The organism is Bacteroides cellulosilyticus DSM 14838, assembly GCF_000158035.1.
Classification (GTDB): domain Bacteria; phylum Bacteroidota; class Bacteroidia; order Bacteroidales; family Bacteroidaceae; genus Bacteroides; species Bacteroides cellulosilyticus.
Genome location: NZ_EQ973490.1, coordinates 1742788 through 1761671 on the forward strand (window position 1 = coordinate 1742788; position 18884 = coordinate 1761671).

Consider the following 18884-nt stretch of genomic DNA (forward strand, 5'->3'; position numbering starts at 1 on the left):
TGTGTATGCAGCCTGTCTTGAAGAATATGAAAGGCACCGAATGAAAGTTAATAAGGGTGTGAAAATGGCGTTGGATGATGTTGACAAGAATCTGTATGTTATCGGAGATAGGATGCGAATCATGCAGGTGCTGATGAACCTGTTAAGTAATGCAGCTAAATTTACTCCGTCCGGAGAGATTCATTTTGGTTATCAGCTTCGGGGAAATGTCGTACAATTCTATGTCAAAGATACGGGTATCGGTATTCCGGCCAATCGGGTGGCTAAGATATTTGAACGTTTCGGTAAGATTAATAACTTTGCGCAAGGGACCGGACTGGGACTGACTGTTTCTCGTATGCTGGTGGAACGGATGGGTGGACGTATTTGGGTACGTTCAGGAGAAGGAATAGGGACGACGTTCTACTTTACGCTGCCATTATTAAGTTGAGTATAGCGGATTTTGTAGCGATAACATCTGTTTTTCTTTTGGACTTGATATATCTTACTTCTGCTTGCTCGTTACTATATTTACATAATATGAAAGAACACATAAGAAGATTTCTGTATCTATTAATCTTATTGGGAATATCTGTTGACTTATACTCGAATAACCCATATATTATCAATATTAATAAAAATAGATATGGTGCAGCTAATAAAAACTGGTCGATAGGGCAAGATGAGAGAGGTGTGGTTTATTTTGGAAATGACAATGGACTATTAGAGTTTGATGGGTTTAATTGGAAAATAAACACAATTCGTAACTTCTCCATAGTAAGAGCTGTGGCTGTTTTTGATCATCATACCATATTTACTTGTGGATATGAAGATTTCGGGAGGTGGGATAGAGATATTTCCGGTCAACTCAAATATACATCTTTAGCCAGTTCGGTGAATAGACAAAACTTAATTAATAATGATTTCTGGAAAATATTGATTGTCGGAGATACAGTATATTTCCAGTCATTTAGCTCTATCTATGTTTATAAAGAGGGTAAAGTTGAACTTGTAACCAATAAGAGCATACTGTTTCTTTTAAAGGTTCGCAACGAATATTGGGTACAAGGTATGCAAGATTCGCTGTATAAACTGTCTGATGATAAATTGGTTAAAATAGAAGGTAGTGAAATCTTTAAAGGTAAAGATGTCCGGATTGTACTGCCATATGATTCTGATAGGTATTTAATAGGTACATCTATGCATGGATTATACTTATATGACGGGCAGCATTTTTCTGAGTGGAATTGTGAAGCTTCATCCATTTTTAAGCAGAATGATTTGAACTGTGGCATCTTATCTTCACATGGTACATATTATTTTGGTACTATTATCAATGGGTTGTATGAAGTAGACCTTTCCGGCAAGATACTTAACCATTTCTCTACTGAAACAAAACTTCAAAATAATACGGTTCTTGATTTATTTGAGGATAGCGATTCAAATTTTTGGGTGGCACTTGATAAAGGTGTATCCTATATTCAATATCTTGATAATATGGATTGCTATACTGATCCTACTAATACAATTGGTGCTGTATATGATGCTGTCCTTTGGCATGGTAATCTTGTCTTTGCTACTAATCAAGGGGTATTTTATATTCCTCAGAAAGAGCTCGGGTTGGTTAATCCTATGAGAAATTTAAAGTTCATAGATGACACACAAGGTCAAGCTTGGGGATTGTATATAGAAGGTGATGAGTTATTTTGTCGTCACAATAGGGGATTAAAGGTTATTAATCCAGATATGCACGTATTGAAATCTTCTAATAAAAAGTTTGATACAGGATTATACAGTATCCAAAAAACAGTATTGAGAGGAACAGAGATTTTGTTGATGTCAACCTATGAAGAACTAAAAATTATGTTTCCCGATAACAGCCGGGTTATTAATGTGGATAATTCACATATTAGTACTTTAAAAACGGAAGTTGATCATCTGGGAAATGTTTGGGCTGAAACACCTAATAAAGGAGTATACAGGTATTTATTAAATGATTCTTTAACCCGGGTTAAAGAATCAGGATATTATGGAGGTAATTCAGACGATAATTTGCCTTATAAACTCTCTATATCAAAAGTCGGAGGACGTATAACCTTATTGGGGGACGGCCGATTTTATACATATAATGATATGGATAATACAATGAAATCTTATAGGATATTAGATGACTGCTTTAGCCAAATACAAAATCTGAAGAAGATAGTTTATATTAAAGGTGATCTCTATTGGGCCATAGGAGACAATACGGTTTTCAAATTTTATTGTGACGGTCACTCAGCCTGTATTCTGGAGTCTTATGATATAGGCATACATAATATATCAATGGTAGACAAGTATGAAAATATTTCCATATTGAATGATTCACTTAGTTTAATTTGCCTTGATAATGGGTTTCTTCTTTATAATGATAAAACAGTGCATTGTACTAAAAATAATACAGAGAAAATATATATTGATTATGTACAGATAAAGAATGGTGAAGGTGATCTAAGATATCTTCCTTTGACAGGGAAGAGTGATATTCCTTATACTTACAACTCTATAGCATTCTATTATTTGTCAAAAGGTGCATTCAATAGAAATTTATATTTTCAACATAAATTAGAGGGAGTTGATTCTGAATGGTCTGCCTCTCTGATCACCAATAAAATAGAATATGAACGTTTACCTTCGGGAAAATACAATTTTATGATAAGGACAGTAGATAATCTGGGTAATATATCAGAAATTGTATCCTATGATTTTACAGTATTGAAACCTTGGTATCTGACTTTATGGGCATATGTTGGTTATATAATTGTATTTTTGTTAATTGCTTATCTGGTGTGGATTATAATTCTTAGACGATATCGTAATATTCATTTGCAAAAGATCAGATATAGGGAAGCGAAAAGGCTCCAGGCTGCTAACGAAAAGTTACAGAGGGAGATACAAGATAAAAATGCAGAACTATTCACGCAAACATCTTTTACTATCCAGAAAAATCAGTTGATAATGACCATAAAGGAACTTATTGATGAGTTTTATCATGGACCAAAAGATCAAAGGAATCTGCTTCTTTTCTATCGTAAAATTGAAACCTTATTAAATAATAATCTAAATACTGATGATGATTGGAAAATGTTCCTTATCAAGTTTGAAGAGAAACATCCCTACTTCTTTAAAAGGCTAAAAGACTTGTATCCACAATTAACTGCAAATGACTTGAAACTGTGTGCATGCTTAAAACTTAATTTCGACTCGAAAGACATAGCTTCTTTTATGAATATGTCAGTCAGAGCAGTTGAAAACTCACGGCACAGATTACGTAAAAAGATAGATTTATCTGCTGAACAGAAACTATCAGATTTTATAATGTCAATAGAATAAATACTGATAATATTCAGTTTATTAATGAGTTAACTCTTTGTGAGAGCTAATAATGAGGTATATCTTCTGTTAAAAATGAAAGTGGAGTATTAGAAATGCTTCACTTTTATTTTGATTAAAAACTCTTCCCATATATTTGTCGGCATGATATCATGAGGGCACATTAGATGCTACTTCATCACGTGAATAAGTTGTAGTATCTCTTGGTTCGTTATTTCTTATAAGAAAGTTACTATTAATTATTACCTTAAATTTTACTAATTATGAATTTTAATTTTAGAATGTTATTTTGGGGCACACGGAAAGATTCTTTTAAGAAGAAGAATATTGTTCTGTTGTTGTGTTTTAGTTTATATACAATTTGTATGCAGGCTCAGGCGCAAACCATTACGGGTAAGGTTATAGATACCAAAAGTGAACCACTGATTGGTGTAAGTGTTTCAGTACAAGGTACTTCTAATGGAACTATAACAGATTTTGATGGATTATATTCAATTGCCGTTCAACCTGGGCAACAGTTGACTTTCTCTTATATAGGTATGAAGACACAAACAATTACTGTGGATTCTTCTAATATTATTAATGTAACCTTAGAAGATGATGCACAAGTACTTAGTGACGTTGTAGTTATAGGATATGGCAGTGCAAAGTCGAAAGATTTAACATCACAAATTTCTACTATTCGGGCAGAAGAAGTCAGCAAACATCTTACCAGTTCACCCATGCAATCGTTGCAGGGAAAGGTATCTGGAATGCAAATACTGAATACGGGGCAGCCAGGTAGTTCTCCGAAAGTAAGAATTCGCGGTATTGGTAATTTTTCAGATGCAAATCCTCTATATGTGGTAGATGGAATGTTTTTTGAGAATATTGACTTCTTAAGTAATGATGATATTGAAAATATAAGTGTTCTCAAAGATGCTTCATCATCAGCTATCTATGGAGTAAGGGCTGCCAATGGGGTTGTCATTATCACCACTAAGAAAGGGATGCCTGACAAACCCGTTCAGATTACTTATGATGGCTATGTCGGTTTACAAAAAGCGTCGAATGTGATGAAAATGGCAAACTCACGTGAATACACTGATATGATGAAGAATTCCGGTAATGCGGCTTTTTATGATCGGGTTCAACAAACAATGAACGCTTATGGATCAGCAGACGGTTATCCGGTGGTTGATACAGATTGGTATGGTGAATTGCTTAAGACTGCTGTTATGCACAGTCATGCCATTAATATATCAGGAGGAAGTAAGAATATTAGTTATGTTGTAGGTGCCAATTATCTTTATCAGGATGGCATTATGGATGTGGCTGATAATGGTTACCAAAGGATTAATGCAAGAGCTAAAGTTGATATCAATCTTCTTAGTAATCTTAAAGCGGGGGTTAGTTTTATTTTGTCGAGTTCCCAAAAAGACATTGCACCTGTTAGTGCATTTTTCAGAGCATATATTGCTCCTCCAACATTGCCTGTTTACGATGAGAATAATGAGAAAGCAAGTCCTATTAAATTTTCTTCCCCAGCTCAGTTCAATTATGCAGAATATTATGCTAATCCGGTAGCAACTGCTTATTATAATTCGGATAAGAGTGAAAAGGGAATACAAATTACTCCTTCTTATTATGCTGAATTGTCATTGCTTGACAACAAATTGACTCTTAAAAGTACCCTTAGTCAGGATTTATACTTGCTCCGTTATCAGGAGTATAAACCTCAGTATACAGTTAGCGATAATCAGAAAGAAGCATACTCAGAATTGACTAAAAAGGATCGTTTCGAAAGTAACTATGTATTGGATAATATCATCACTTACCGTGACCAGATTGATAAGCATTCTTTTACCTTGATGGCAGGTAATTCAATTCGTCAGGAACGTGTGGAATTACAACAAATAAAAGGAAAAGACATTCCTGCAAATGAAGAGGCTTGGTATTTTGAAAATGGAACTCCAAACGAATACACTATAAAAGATAAGTGGGACGCTGACCAATTACCCCGTAAATATAGAGGAACCTCATTCTTTGGGCGTGTTATGTATGATTACGATGGACGATATCTGATTTCTGCAACATTCCGTGCAGATGGTAGTTCTAAGTATCAGGATAAATGGGGCTATTTCCCATCTATAGGTTTGGGATGGGTGATATCTGACGAAGCGTTTATGAAAAATCAGAGAATAGTTGATTTTGCTAAGGTAAGAGCTAATTGGGGACGTTTGGGAAATGACCGTGGACGTGCCAATTATGGCGTAGCAACATTGAATCAGGGAAGTGGTACATCTGGAATATTCGGTGGTTCTATGGTACCGGGATATACCTCAATAAACTACTATACAGACTTGAAATGGGAGGTTGTAGAAGAATATGATCTGGGATTTGATATTTCAACCTTGAATAATCGCCTGCGATTGGAATTTGACTATTATAACAGAAAAACGAAAGATGCTATTTTTCAGAAACAACTTCCGTTTGGTGCAGGAAACTTATTGACTAATAATGGTACAATAGAAAATAAGGGTATAGAAGTTTCTGTTAACTGGGCTGATAAAATATCGAACGACTTCTTATACAATGTAGGAATAAACTTCAGTACATTGAAGAATAAAGTGACTAAGCTTGATGGATACAATGTAATCAATACCGGAGATGTTGAATTCAGAACAGTGAGAATGATTGGTGAAACAGTTGATTCGTTCTATGGATTTGACGTGTTGGGCGTTTATCAGAATGAACAGGAAATAGCGGCAGATCCCGTAGCTGTGAAGAATGGCTTGGAACCTGGTGATTTTAAATATAGGGATGTTGATGGAGATGGTGATATTACTGCTAACGACCGCGTTATCTTAGGCGCTTATGTACCTAAGTTCCTGTTGGGAGGTAACTTGGGTTTTCAATATAAGAATTTGGATTTCAATCTGTCATTTGCCGGACAATTTGGCCATAAGATAGCTAACCGCAAAAGATGGGTGAGAAGATGGCAGAATGAAGTCAACTTTGATAAAGACATTGTTAAGAATGTATGGACAGGTCCTGGCTCAACTAATAAATATCCATCGGCTAAGGGATTAATGAAGACATGGAACATAGCTAACTTCAACTCTGCTATGGTTGAAAGTGCATCAAATTTTAGTATTCAAAATATTCAGATAGGGTACACTCTATCTAATCCCTTTAAACTTGCTGACAAAACAACGAGTCTGAGAATCAGTCTGACAGCAGAGAGACCTTTCAACTTCTTTGGTTATAATGGTTTTACCACGGAACTCGGAGCAGTGGGTATCGATGAGGAGGTCTATCCGTTATCCTCTGTTTACAGTCTTGGTTTAAAGTTGAATTTTTAATAATTAGGATAATGAAAAAATACAATATATTATTTATAGCATTCATAATCGTTTTATTTTGTAGCTGTAACGATTTCCTAGATAATAATCCTGAAGGTGAGTATGAAAAAGAATCTCTCGACTACTCTAAAATCGAAAATATGTTTAACCCGGTTTCAGGAGTTTATGCTACTGCACGTTCCTATAATGGTTTTGGCAGATGGGCTTTGTATGGTCTTATTGCTGTCAGAAGTGCCGATATAGAAAAAGGTGGTTCACCAACTGATCAGGCAGAATATACAGATTGTAAAAACTTTGAATATTCTAAGATTGATAATTTTTGGGGATTGAACTATTCATGGGAAGGGCTATACTACTTGGTGCAAGTCTGTAACAGTTCACTCGAAATGCTTGGTCAATATGCGAAACATACTACTACTGACGCAGATAAAAAACTTAATTTACAATATCAGGCTGAAGTTCGCTTTATTCGTGCTTATGCATACTTTTATCTCGTCCGTCTTTGGGGAGAGATTCCCATTATAAGAGATAATACGGATATTCTGAATACAGAAAAAGTAAGTAAAGTTCCGGTTGCGGAGGTGTATAAATTTATAGATGAAGAATTAGATTTCTGCGTAAACAATATGCCTGCATTGAGACCTAATGAAATGCCATATAAAGGACAAGCTACACAATATTCTGCCTGGGCTTTGAGGGCAAAAGTAAATGCAGATATAAATGATTGGGATAAAGTATTGATTGCTACTAATAAAATTTATGATAGTCAGAAGTTTACATTGTTCGATGACTTCTATCAGTATTTCAAGAAACCGGGAATGCTTGCCGATGAAACTTTTTTTGAACTTCAATACTCGGATGCTAATTCGGCAGATATCATAGCTTCTGATTCTTGGTTTGAATTTCAAGGACCTAAGAGTATTACGGGTGTAAACGATATGAAGAGTGGTTGGGGATTCATGGTCCCAACACAATATATAATTGACTTATTTACCCGCAGAGGCGAAACGGTCAGGGCGGAAACTTCCTTTTTATATACTGGAAAAGCAACTCCAGAAGGTGATGTTGTTAATAATTCATCTGTGGGAGAACCTACGGTATATAATGGAAAAGCCTATCTTCCAAGTACCCAGCTTACTCCGGGACGTATAGATTATGGTTCGGGGAATAATATCAGGATGCTACGGTATGGAGATATCCTTTTACTGAATGCTGAGGCAAAGGTACGTAGTGGGCAATCGGGTGATACGCCATTCAACCTTGTACGAAAGAGAGCTAAAATGCCTGAATTGACGAATGTAACTCTTGAACAAATACTCGAAGAAAGAGAAGTTGAATTATGTGGAGAATGGGGTGAGAGTTATTTTGACTTACTGCGTACAGGCAAAGCTGCAGATGTACTGCCGAATTTTGTTAAAGGCAAAAGCGAGTATTATCCTATACCTTTGCCACAGAAAGATATGAATCCTAACTTATAAGTATATCCAATACTTTATATTTCAAAACATAACTATTAATCCGGCATGTATTTCGGATAGAAAAAGTGCCGGATTAGTTTTAAATAAAAGATATGATTAGAGTGATTTTATTAATGGTTATCCTGTCATTCGGAAGGATAATATATGCTCATGAACCAGAATATGACCATGTTTTCTTTGATAATAGCTTGATGTCTGGATCGTATTATTATAGTGAAGTTGAATATACATCACCAAGCTTCGTCCAAAATATAAAAAAGAAGTTGCCTATAACTAATGATGAGTTCTTCACAGCTAAAAATTCTTTAGTATTAAATTATCTTTCAGCATCGAATGGGAGTTGGGATGTTTCGGTCATCTATCCTGAATGGCGGGGAAAGGATTTTATAAAAAAAGGTGATTTCCTTGATTTGAGAATCTTGTTTGATGCAGAAACGAGCCTTGAGGAATTGCCACTTATTGCTATTGGCTCTAATCATAAATCAGATTATCTGCCATTAGGTAATTATATAGACAGAAATAATAAAATCAATGGCTGGTACCTAATGAGAATTCCTCTTCATAATTTCAAAAATATATCTTATAATCATACAAAAGAGATAAAGAAAATATTTTTTAAACAAGCTGTTGCGGATGGAAAGAATCATACGGTATATATAGATCAGATTGAATTATCGTCCCGAAATCAGAATAAACAGATCTCTGCTACTCCAGACATAACAGTCAAAGCTTATGAACGTCATAGTAATGTGATATGGGATAAAGCAGGTCTTGAAAATGTTAAATATATAAAGATTTATAGGTCGTGTAATGGAGAAACTTTTGAAGCTGTGGGCATACAAGATCCGAAAGTTGGTTTGTATGCCGATTTTTCGGACAGGCCGAATACCACTTTTCAATATAAGATAACCTGTGTTGGTTATGATTATAAGGAGACTGTTCCGTCTAACATCGTTGAGGTTAGCACTCATTATATGACAGATGACGAATTATTGACTATGGTTCATGAGGCGACTTTCCGTTATTATTGGGATGGGGCAGAGAAAATATCCGGTTTGGCACTTGAAAATATTTCTGGACGTAGTAATATGATTGCCACTGGGGCATCGGGATTCGGCATTATGGGAATTATATCAGGGGTGGAACGTGGGTTTATAACAAGACAACAGGCAGTAGAGCGTTTAAAAAAGATTGTATCTTTTTTAAAGAAGGCCGAGACTTTTCACGGGGCTTATTCCCACTTTATAGATGGCTCTACAGGTAAAGTCGAACCTTTTTTCGGTAAAAAGGATAACGGTGCAGACTTGGTTGAAACATCATTTCTTTTTCAGGGATTATTAACCGCCCGGCAATTTTTTGATAAGAATACACCTGATGAGGAGTTCATACGTAATGTAATTACTCAATTATGGGAAAACATAGAATGGGATTGGTTTAAGCAGACAAAAGACAGCAGATATCTGTATTGGCATTGGTCTCCGGATCAAGGATGGATCATTAATCATAAGCTTATCGGTTGGAATGAGACAATGATCACTTATCTACTGGCTATAGCATCACCAACACATGGAGTGGATAAAGATTTGTATTATTCGGGGTGGGCAAGCCAAGAACCTTATGCGCGGGAATACCGTGAAGGTTGGGGCGAAACCACCGATGGCTCGATGTATACAAATGGAAATATATATTATGGAGTTAAGCTTGATATAGGTGTCAATCGTGGAGGACCTCTCTTTTTTACTCATTTCTCGTTTATGGGACTTGACCCAAGAGGTTTGAAAGACAAATATACTACTATTGACTATTATAATACTTTACGGAATATTGTCCGCATTAATTATAGGTATTGTCTTGAAAATCCGAATAATCGGAGAGGATATGGACCCGGCTGCTGGGGAATATCCGTTTGCGAAAATCCTTGGGGTACTTATGGGGCCTACGAAGCCATAGAAAATCATGAAGATGGTACTATGTCTCCTGCTGGAGCATTAGGCTCATTTCCATATACACCTGAAGAGTCCATGAATGCCTTACGCAATTATTATCGCAATTATGGTTCTTTCCTTTGGGGGGAATATGGTTTTCGTGATGCTTTTAATCTGAATGAAAACTGGTGCTCAAATATTTATATGGGATTGAATCAAGGAGCAATAACGGTAATGATGGAAAACTATCGTACAGGTTTAATTTGGAATCTATTTATGAAAGACAAAGATATAAAACAGATGAAAACGAAGGTCTTTCTTCCTTGAGTCAGGAAAATTGTATAAGAAAAATATACCATAAAAAAACAATATGATGAAAAAGAAAAAAATAGTTCTTTCCGCATTACTGTTTGGATTATCCTTAATGACTGCATGCGATTCTCAAAAGAGTGGGGATGCGTCGATGAACAAATTTATTGATAAACTGATGGACAGGATGACCTTGGAAGAGAAGATTGGTCAGCTTAATCTTCCCAGCTCGGGAGATATAACCACCGGACAGGCACGCAGCAACAATATTGCAGACAAAATCAGAGCAGGTGCAGTGGGTGGCTTATTCAATATAAAAGGAGTTGAGAAGATACAGGAAGTACAACGTATTGCTGTAGAGGAGAGTCGCCTGAAAATTCCTTTACTCTTTGGCATGGATGTTATTCATGGGTATGAAACTGTTTTCCCTATTCCTTTGGGTATGGCTGCCACATGGGATATGAAGGCTATAGAACAATCTGCTCGTATAGCGGCGATAGAAGCCAGTGCCGATGGCATCTGCTGGACATTTAGTCCGATGGTTGATATCAGCCGTGATCCACGTTGGGGACGTGTATCCGAAGGTAGCGGAGAAGATCCTTTTTTAGGTGGTGAAATTGCTAAGGCGATGGTATATGGCTATCAGGGTAAAGGTGATAGCGCATATCGTGAAAAGACTAATATTATGGCTTGTGTGAAGCACTATGCCTTGTATGGGGCAGCAGAAGCCGGTTTGGACTATAATACAACTGACATGAGCCGTATTCGTATGTTTAATGAATATATGTATCCTTATCAGGCGGCTGTGGATGCGGGTGCCGGCAGTGTCATGTCTTCTTTCAACGAGGTCGATGGAATTCCTGCAACAGCCAACAAATGGTTGATAACTGATGTCCTGCGTAAACAGTGGGGATTCGGTGGTTTTGTCGTTACGGACTATACCGGTATCATGGAAATGGTAAATCATGGTATTGGAGATATGCGAGAAGTCTCTGCCCGTGCTTTGAGTGCAGGAGTGGATATGGATATGGTGAGCGAAGGTTATCTTTCTACACTTCAACAATCATTGAAGGAGGGTAAGATAACAGAGAAAGAGATAGATCAAGCTTGCCGTCGTATTTTGGAGGCAAAATATAAGCTGGGATTATTTGATAATCCTTATAAGTATTGTGATACTGAACGTGCCAAAACGGATATCTACACTGATGAACATCGGAGTATTGCACGCCGGATCTCTGCTGAAAGCTTTGTTCTTTTAAAGAATGATAAACAGACACTGCCTATAAAGAAAAAAGGTAAGATTGCTGTAGTTGGGCCGTTGGCGAATACGAGTTCTAATATGCCCGGAACGTGGAGTGTAGCGGTCAATATGGAAGCTCCAGCTACGCTTGTGGAGGGTTTGAAAGAAGTGGCAGGTGATAAAGTTGAAATTGTGTATGCTAAGGGTAGCCATCTGATGAGTGATGCGGCTTATGAGGAACGTGCAACACTCTTTGGACGTACATTATACCGGGATAAGGAAAAACGTTCCGATATCCAGATGCTGAATGAAGCATTAAATGTTGCTCATGGTGCCGATGTTGTTGTTGCGGCATTAGGTGAATCTTCTGAAATGAGTGGTGAATCGAGTAGTCGAACAGATTTGAATATTCCTGATGTTCAAAAAACATTATTGGAAGAATTAGTGAAAACAGGTAAACCTGTCGTTCTGGTATTATTCACTGGGCGTCCGTTGACCCTGACATGGGAAGACAAAAATGTATCTGCTATTCTGAATGTTTGGTTTGGAGGTACCGAAGCCGCTTATGCTATAGGAGATGTCCTATTCGGAAATGTAAATCCTGGAGGTAAGCTGCCTGTAACATTTCCTCAGAATGTAGGGCAGATTCCTTTATTCTATAACCATAAAAATACTGGACGTCCGCTGGCTGAGGGCGGTTGGTTTGAGAAGTTCCGGGCAAATTATCTGGATGTAACGAATGAACCTCTTTATCCATTTGGCTATGGACTAAGTTATGCACAATTTGATTATAGCGATGTGAGATTAAGTACGGATCAAATAGACCGGAATGGCATGTTAACCGCAAGTGTGACTGTAACCAATAACAGTGAGTGTGATGGAGATGAAATTGTTCAGTTGTATATTCGCGATTTGGTCGGTAGTGTTACTCGTCCGGTGAAAGAATTGAAAGGATTTGAAAAAGTAACAATTAGAGCAGGGGAGTCAAAAGATATTTCTTTTAAGATCACTCCGGAAATGCTTAAGTTCTACAATTCGGATATCCAGTTTGTGAATGAAGTTGGTGAATTCGAAGTAATGATCGGAACGAACAGCAGGGATGTGAAAAAAGCAACGTTTAGCTTGAAATAGTTTAAGGGTAAGGTTGAACTTTTTAATTTAATAGATATATGAAAAATAATTTTCTAATCATTCTTATTATAGGATTAATAGTTTCTGCAAGTAGCTATTCTCAGAAAATACTGCATCTTGAAAATGACTTGGTATCAGCTGATTTTAATTCAGAAAATGGTGCATTGATCAGTTATAGAAACAAACTTACCGGATGGGATGTCATAAAGAGGAGTGAACTGGGACAATCTTTTCAGATGCTGATCCCATTGCCGGAAAGAAGATACAACAATGCTTATGGAATTAATCAGAAAGCTCCGGTCGTTGAACAAAAGACTAATGCCTTAACTTTCACTTGGAAGGGAATTGTTTCAGATCATCTAAAAGAACTCCTTCCAATTACGTTTACAGGGAAAGTCGAACTGAATGACAAAGGTCTTATATTCTCGGGTATTGTGGAGAACAATTCACAGTATGATGTGGAGTATGTTTGTTGGCCCTATTTCGGTGAATTGTCCGTTTCGGATAAAGAAGATAAATTGCTCTGGCAGACTTTACATTATGGACAGGATGCTCAATATGAAATGTATCCTTATTTTTCCACTCACTTGGCTAACCATGGGGTAGATTATCCGACTCAGCAGGGCTGGCTGCCTGAAGAAGCATTTATTTTGATACGTAATTCGAAAGAAGGTTTCTCGGTAATTTGCGATGATCACATTCCGACACAATTGGTACAATGTGTTTTTGAACTTGTACCGGGAACAACCAATGGTAATATCTGGTATGGATTGATGCCCAAAGAGGATAATATTGATGGACAAGCGGTACGTGTAGTGTTTAAAGCCAATCACATAACTTATACGCATCCGGGTGAAAAGACAATATTGACTTCTGTCATGTTGAAGCCTTATAAAGGAAGTTGGCATACTGGTGTGGAGCATTATAAAGAGTGGCGTAAAACGTGGCATAAAAGTCCTGAGTATCCTGATTGGCTGAAGAATGTCCATTCATGGATACAAATACAAATCAATAGCGCAGAAGATTATCTCAATTTTAAATATTCCGATCTGGTGACTTATGCAAAAGAGTGCAAACAATATGGAGTAAAAGCCATACAATTAACCGGATGGAATATCGGTGGTCAGGATAGAAATAATCCTTCGCATGATACTGACCCTCGGTTGGGGACTTTTGAAGAGCTGAAGGCTGCCATTGCCGAATGTGAGAAAATGGGAGTTAAGATTATACTTTTCAATAAGTTTACCTGGGCAGATATCTCTTCTGACTGGTATAGAAATGACTTGAAGAATTATGCTGTTATCGATCCTTATGGTGATCCATATCAACATCATGGATATCAATACCATACTTATACCCAATTGCTCAATATCAATACACGCAGATTTGCTCCAATGTGTCATCTCTCGGCCAACTGGCGTAAGATTGCTGATAAGGAGTTTACTAAAAGCCTTGATCTGGGAGCTTCCGGGATTTTATACGATGAAAACCAACATCATGGGGGAGCACAAATGTGTTTTGCTACCAATCATGGACACAAAGTTCCTGCATATATTTTTGAAGGAGATGATAAGTTGGCTCGTGGATTTACGGATATCTATAAATCGCGTAACAAGGATTTTATCTTATTTGGAGAAGGAAATTATGATTTTCAGACGCAATATTATCATGGAACATATTTTAGGACTTATATCACGACAATTCCTCTGCACAGGTACATAGATGCTGATATGCCTATCATGGTAGCTATTCCGGGACATGTGGCACGGCATGAATTAAATATGTGTTTGAAAAATAAATATATCATAAGTTATGAGCCTCGATTCTTTAAAGGCTGGCCTCATGAGGCTCCTAATGTCTTTGCTTATGGTAAGCAGATTGATGATCTGCGCAGGAAATATAAAGATTTTCTTTGGGATGGCATTTATAAGGATGTATTGGGTGCCACGGTTAACGGAGAAAATATCTTGTATTCGGTTTTTGAAAGGAAAACAGATAATAAACGGGCTGTGGTGGTAATGAATTACAGTGAGACTGATGCTTCGAATATCAACGTATTGTTAGATGGGGGAGGTAAAGTTAAATATGCGACTCCTGAAAATACTTCAATAATGAATTGTGATGGTTCTTATGTTTTACAACCCCGATCGGCTGTCGTATTCTTTGAGCAATAATAATTTGAAAATGATTTGTATGAAAAGAGTTAGCATATTATTGGTATGTATATGGGTTACATCTTTCATGGATGCACAGAGCGATTTTCCTGTTTATCAAGATGACTCGAAACCTATGGAAGAGCGCATTGAAGATGCACTGCACCGAATGACTTTAGAAGAAAAGGTAGCCATGTGCCATGCGCAGTCTAAGTTTAGTTCTGCGGGAGTGCCTCGCCTGGGGATTCCTGATAATTGGGCAACCGATGGTCCGCATGGCATACGTGCCGAAGGGCTTTGGGATAAATGGGATCAGGCCGAATGGACAAATGATTCGTGTATTGCATTTCCGGCATTGACATGTCTGGCCGCTACATGGAATCCTGAGATGTCATTGCTTTATGGAAAATCGATAGGGGAGGAAGCTCGTTACCGTAATAAGAATATATTGTTGGGACCTGGTGTAAATATCTACCGTACACCGCTAAATGGTCGTAACTTCGAATATATGGGCGAAGATCCTTTACTTGCTTCACGAATGGTTGTTCCTTATGTCCGGGGAGTACAGGAGAATGGAGTTGCCGCTTGTGTAAAGCACTTTGCATTGAATAATCAGGAGATAAACCGTCATTCGGTAAACGTCAATGTAAGTGATCGTGCTCTGTATGAAATCTATTTGCCGGCATTCAAGGCGGCCGTACAGGAAGGACAAGCATGGGCAGTTATGGGAGCTTATAATTTGTACAAAGGACAACATTGCTGTCATAATCAATACTTGCTGAATGATATTTTGCGTAGGGAATGGGGATTTGATGGCGTGGTTATTTCTGACTGGGGAGGTACGTATGATACCAAACAAGCTGCTTATAATGGTTTGGATATGGAGTTCGGAACAGGAACGAATGGTTTGACCACAGGTGTTGTCAATGCCTACGATGATTATTTTTTATCCAAACCTTTTCTGCGAATGTTGCAGGCTGGTGAAATTGATGAGAAAATCGTAGACGATAAAGTCCGTAATATTCTGCGTATGGTGTTTCGTACCAATATGAATAAACATCGCCCCTGGGGATTGTTTGGTACAGCGGAGCACGCACTGACAGGAAGGCAGATTGCTCAAGAAGGCATTGTTCTTTTACAGAATAAAAGGAGTCTGCTCCCGATCGACTTGAATGGAGTAGGAAAGATACTTGTGGTAGGAGAGAATGCATTGAAAATGATGACTGTTGGCGGTGGTAGTTCTTCTCTAAAGGCGAAGTATGAGATTTCTCCTTTAGACGGATTGAGAAAGCGCGTGGGTAACCAGGTAGAAGTCGTATATACCCCTGGTTATATAAGCAGAAGTTCCGGTAACAATAATGAGGTTACGGCAGAAGCCATTGAACTGGCTAAAGATGCTGATCTGGTTATTTTTATAGGTGGACTCAATAAAGATGACTTTCAGGATTGTGAAGACTCTGATCGTAAAAATCTGGGTTTACCGTATGGGCAAGATCAGGTCATAGAAGAGTTGAGTAAAGTAAACAAGAATATTGTTGTCGTTATTATATCTGGAAATGCAGTTGCTATGCCGTGGATAGATAAGGTTCCTGCTGTTGTGCAAGGATGGTATCTTGGAACGGAAGCTGGAAATGCGTTGGCTTCCATACTGGTTGGTGACGTAAATCCTTCCGGTAAATTACCGATGACTTATGGTGTGAACCTTAATGATTATGGTTCGCATGCTTTGGGTGAATATCCCGGTGGAAAAGAAGAAACCTATCATGAAGGAATCTTTGTTGGTTATCGTTGGTTCGAAAAGCAGAAGATAAGACCATTATTCCCCTTCGGGCATGGTTTAAGTTATACTACTTTTAGTTATGGAAAAGCATCTGCTTCGAGTAAAGTGATAACAGGGAGTGATGAATTGAATGTCAGTCTCCCTGTCCGGAATACCGGGAGTCGTGAAGGCAAAGAAGTTGTCCAGTTATATGTGAGAGATGTAAAATCCTCGGTCGAACGTCCCTACAAGGAATTAAAAGCATTCCGGAAAATACATTTGAAAGCGGGTGAGGAAAAGCATGTGGACTTTACCGTTACTGTTGATGATTTAAAGTATTTCGATGAGGAGAAACATGATTGGATCGCAGAACCGGGACGATTTGAGATTCTTATAGGTTCTTCTTCTGCTGACATACGTTCTGTTGTTGGCTTTGAATTGAAACAGCAGTGATATTAATAAATTGTACACAGGAAATTAAAAAGAAACTTCAAATCAGATTATGATGAATCATTTAAGTAAACTTTCCTTGTTATTTATTCCGACAAGCTTACTATGTAGTTGCCAATCGGATAAAAAGAATGAAAAAGCAGATTGTCCTAACATTGTATATATCATGACGGACGATCATGCTTATCAAACAATCAGTGCCTATGGTGGCCCGATATCTAAATTAGCTCCAACTCCCAATATCGACAGACTTGCAAAAGGAGGAATTCTTTTTAGAAATGCTTTTGTTGAAAACTCTCTGTCTACTCCAAGTAGAGCGTGTTTAATGACAGGTTTATATAGCCATCAGAATGGGCAAAGACAATTGGGTGAAGGCATAGATTCAACAAAGACTTTCTTTACGGAACTCCTTCAGCAAAATAATTATCAGACTGCTATCGTTGGGAAATGGCATATGCAATGTGAACCTAAAGGCTTTGATTATTTTTCTATCGTTTATGACCAAGGCGATTATTACAATCCTGGATTCAGGACCAAGGAAAGTAATGGTGAATATATTCAGGAAACTGGTTATGCTACGAATTTGATTACGACTAAATCAATTCAATTTATCGAGAACAGGGAAAAAGATAAGCCATTCTGTTTGCTGATACATCACAAAGCACCCCACCGCAATTGGATGCCGGATGAGAAATATTATGACTTATATGAAGATGTGCAATTCCCAAAACCATCTACATTCGATGATGATTATCGTACCCGTTGCTCTCCTGCCCATACACAGGAAATGAGAATTGACAGAGATTTGAATCTGGTTTATGACCTTAAAGTAAACGAATTGCGAGATACCCCTCCTTATAATGATGAATGGAGTCTTTATGGAATTGATAAGGAATTTAATTTGATGAATTCCAGGCAGTTGGAGAAGTGGCATGCTGCATATCATCCCAAGAATGAAAAGTTTGTAAAAGAGATGAAGAGTATGACAGATGCTGAGTTGACAGATTGGAAATATCAGCGTTATCTGAGAGACTATCTAAGATGTATAAAGTCTATTGACGATGAAGTCGGGAGGGTTATTGAATGTCTTGAAAAAGAAGGATTGATGGATAATACAATTATTGTCTACGCGTCTGATCAAGGCTTTTATATGGGCGAACATGGTTGGTTTGATAAACGTTTCATGTATGAAGAATCATTGCGAACACCGCTCATAATGTACTATCCAAAGGCTATTAAGCCGGGAACCGAGTGTACGGCAATGGTACAAAATATAGATTATGCTCCGACATTCCTTTCACTGGCTGGAATATCTAAGCCTGAAGAAATGAGTGGGACTTCATTAGAACCATTGTTTCAGGGAGAAAAGCCGGAAACATGGCGTACTGACTTATATTATCATTACTATGACTATCCTGCTTATCACCAGGTAAATAGGCATGATGGAGTCAGGACGGAACGATATAAACTAATACATTTCTATGATAAGGATGATCAAGGCAATTATCGTTTGAACTGCAATGAACTATATGATCTTGAGGCCGATCCGCATGAGTTAAATAATCTGTATGGTAATCCTGAGTATAATAAAATAGCGGAAGATTTACAGACCAGGTTAGATGGTTATCGCCAAAGATTAAAAGTTGATGAGTATTAATAGGTAAAAAGATTTGTAAAATTAGGGGATTTGATTGAAGAGTGTGTCAAAAGTCTTTTGACACACTCTTTATATGATGTTGGAGAG

Annotated in this window: 9 protein-coding genes; all 9 read left to right on the forward strand. The window is 37.6% G+C overall.

What is annotated here, in order from left to right:
* Positions 1 to 430 (forward strand): sensor histidine kinase (locus BACCELL_RS10815; RefSeq protein WP_044153597.1); only part of this gene is annotated, 430 nt, incomplete at its 5' end.
* 89 nt (positions 431 to 519) lie between these two features.
* A complete protein-coding gene (locus BACCELL_RS10820) occupies positions 520 to 3351 on the forward strand; it encodes a helix-turn-helix and ligand-binding sensor domain-containing protein (protein WP_007211810.1) in 2832 nt (943 codons plus the stop codon).
* 263 nt (positions 3352 to 3614) lie between these two features.
* Positions 3615 to 6695 carry a SusC/RagA family TonB-linked outer membrane protein gene (locus BACCELL_RS10825; protein ID WP_007211811.1) on the forward strand — a complete coding sequence of 1027 codons (3081 nt, stop codon included), beginning with the start codon at positions 3615 to 3617 and terminating at the stop codon, positions 6693 to 6695.
* A gap of 11 nt (positions 6696 to 6706) precedes the next feature.
* On the forward strand, positions 6707 to 8173 hold the full coding sequence (locus BACCELL_RS10830; RefSeq protein ID WP_007211812.1) for a RagB/SusD family nutrient uptake outer membrane protein: 1467 nt from the start codon (positions 6707 to 6709) through the stop codon (positions 8171 to 8173).
* Between the two features lie 92 nt (positions 8174 to 8265).
* Complete coding sequence (locus tag BACCELL_RS10835; protein ID WP_007211813.1) at positions 8266 to 10425, forward strand: glucoamylase family protein; 2160 nt, start codon at positions 8266 to 8268, stop codon at positions 10423 to 10425.
* A 97-nt stretch (positions 10426 to 10522) separates the two neighbouring features.
* A complete protein-coding gene (gene bglX, locus BACCELL_RS10840; protein ID WP_044153801.1) occupies positions 10523 to 12778 on the forward strand; it encodes a beta-glucosidase BglX in 2256 nt (751 codons plus the stop codon).
* 38 nt (positions 12779 to 12816) lie between these two features.
* Positions 12817 to 14952 (forward strand): DUF6259 domain-containing protein, encoded by a 2136-nt coding sequence (locus tag BACCELL_RS10845; protein ID WP_007211815.1) that lies wholly within the window; start codon positions 12817 to 12819, stop codon positions 14950 to 14952.
* A 67-nt stretch (positions 14953 to 15019) separates the two neighbouring features.
* On the forward strand, positions 15020 to 17143 hold the full coding sequence (locus tag BACCELL_RS10850) for a glycoside hydrolase family 3 C-terminal domain-containing protein (protein ID WP_007211816.1): 2124 nt from the start codon (positions 15020 to 15022) through the stop codon (positions 17141 to 17143).
* Positions 17144 to 17192: 49 nt separating this feature from the next.
* The gene (locus BACCELL_RS10855; protein WP_007211817.1) at positions 17193 to 18797 is read left to right on the forward strand and encodes a sulfatase family protein; all 1605 of its coding nucleotides are present in this window, start codon (positions 17193 to 17195) and stop codon (positions 18795 to 18797) included.
* Positions 18798 to 18884: the final 87 nt, after the last annotated feature.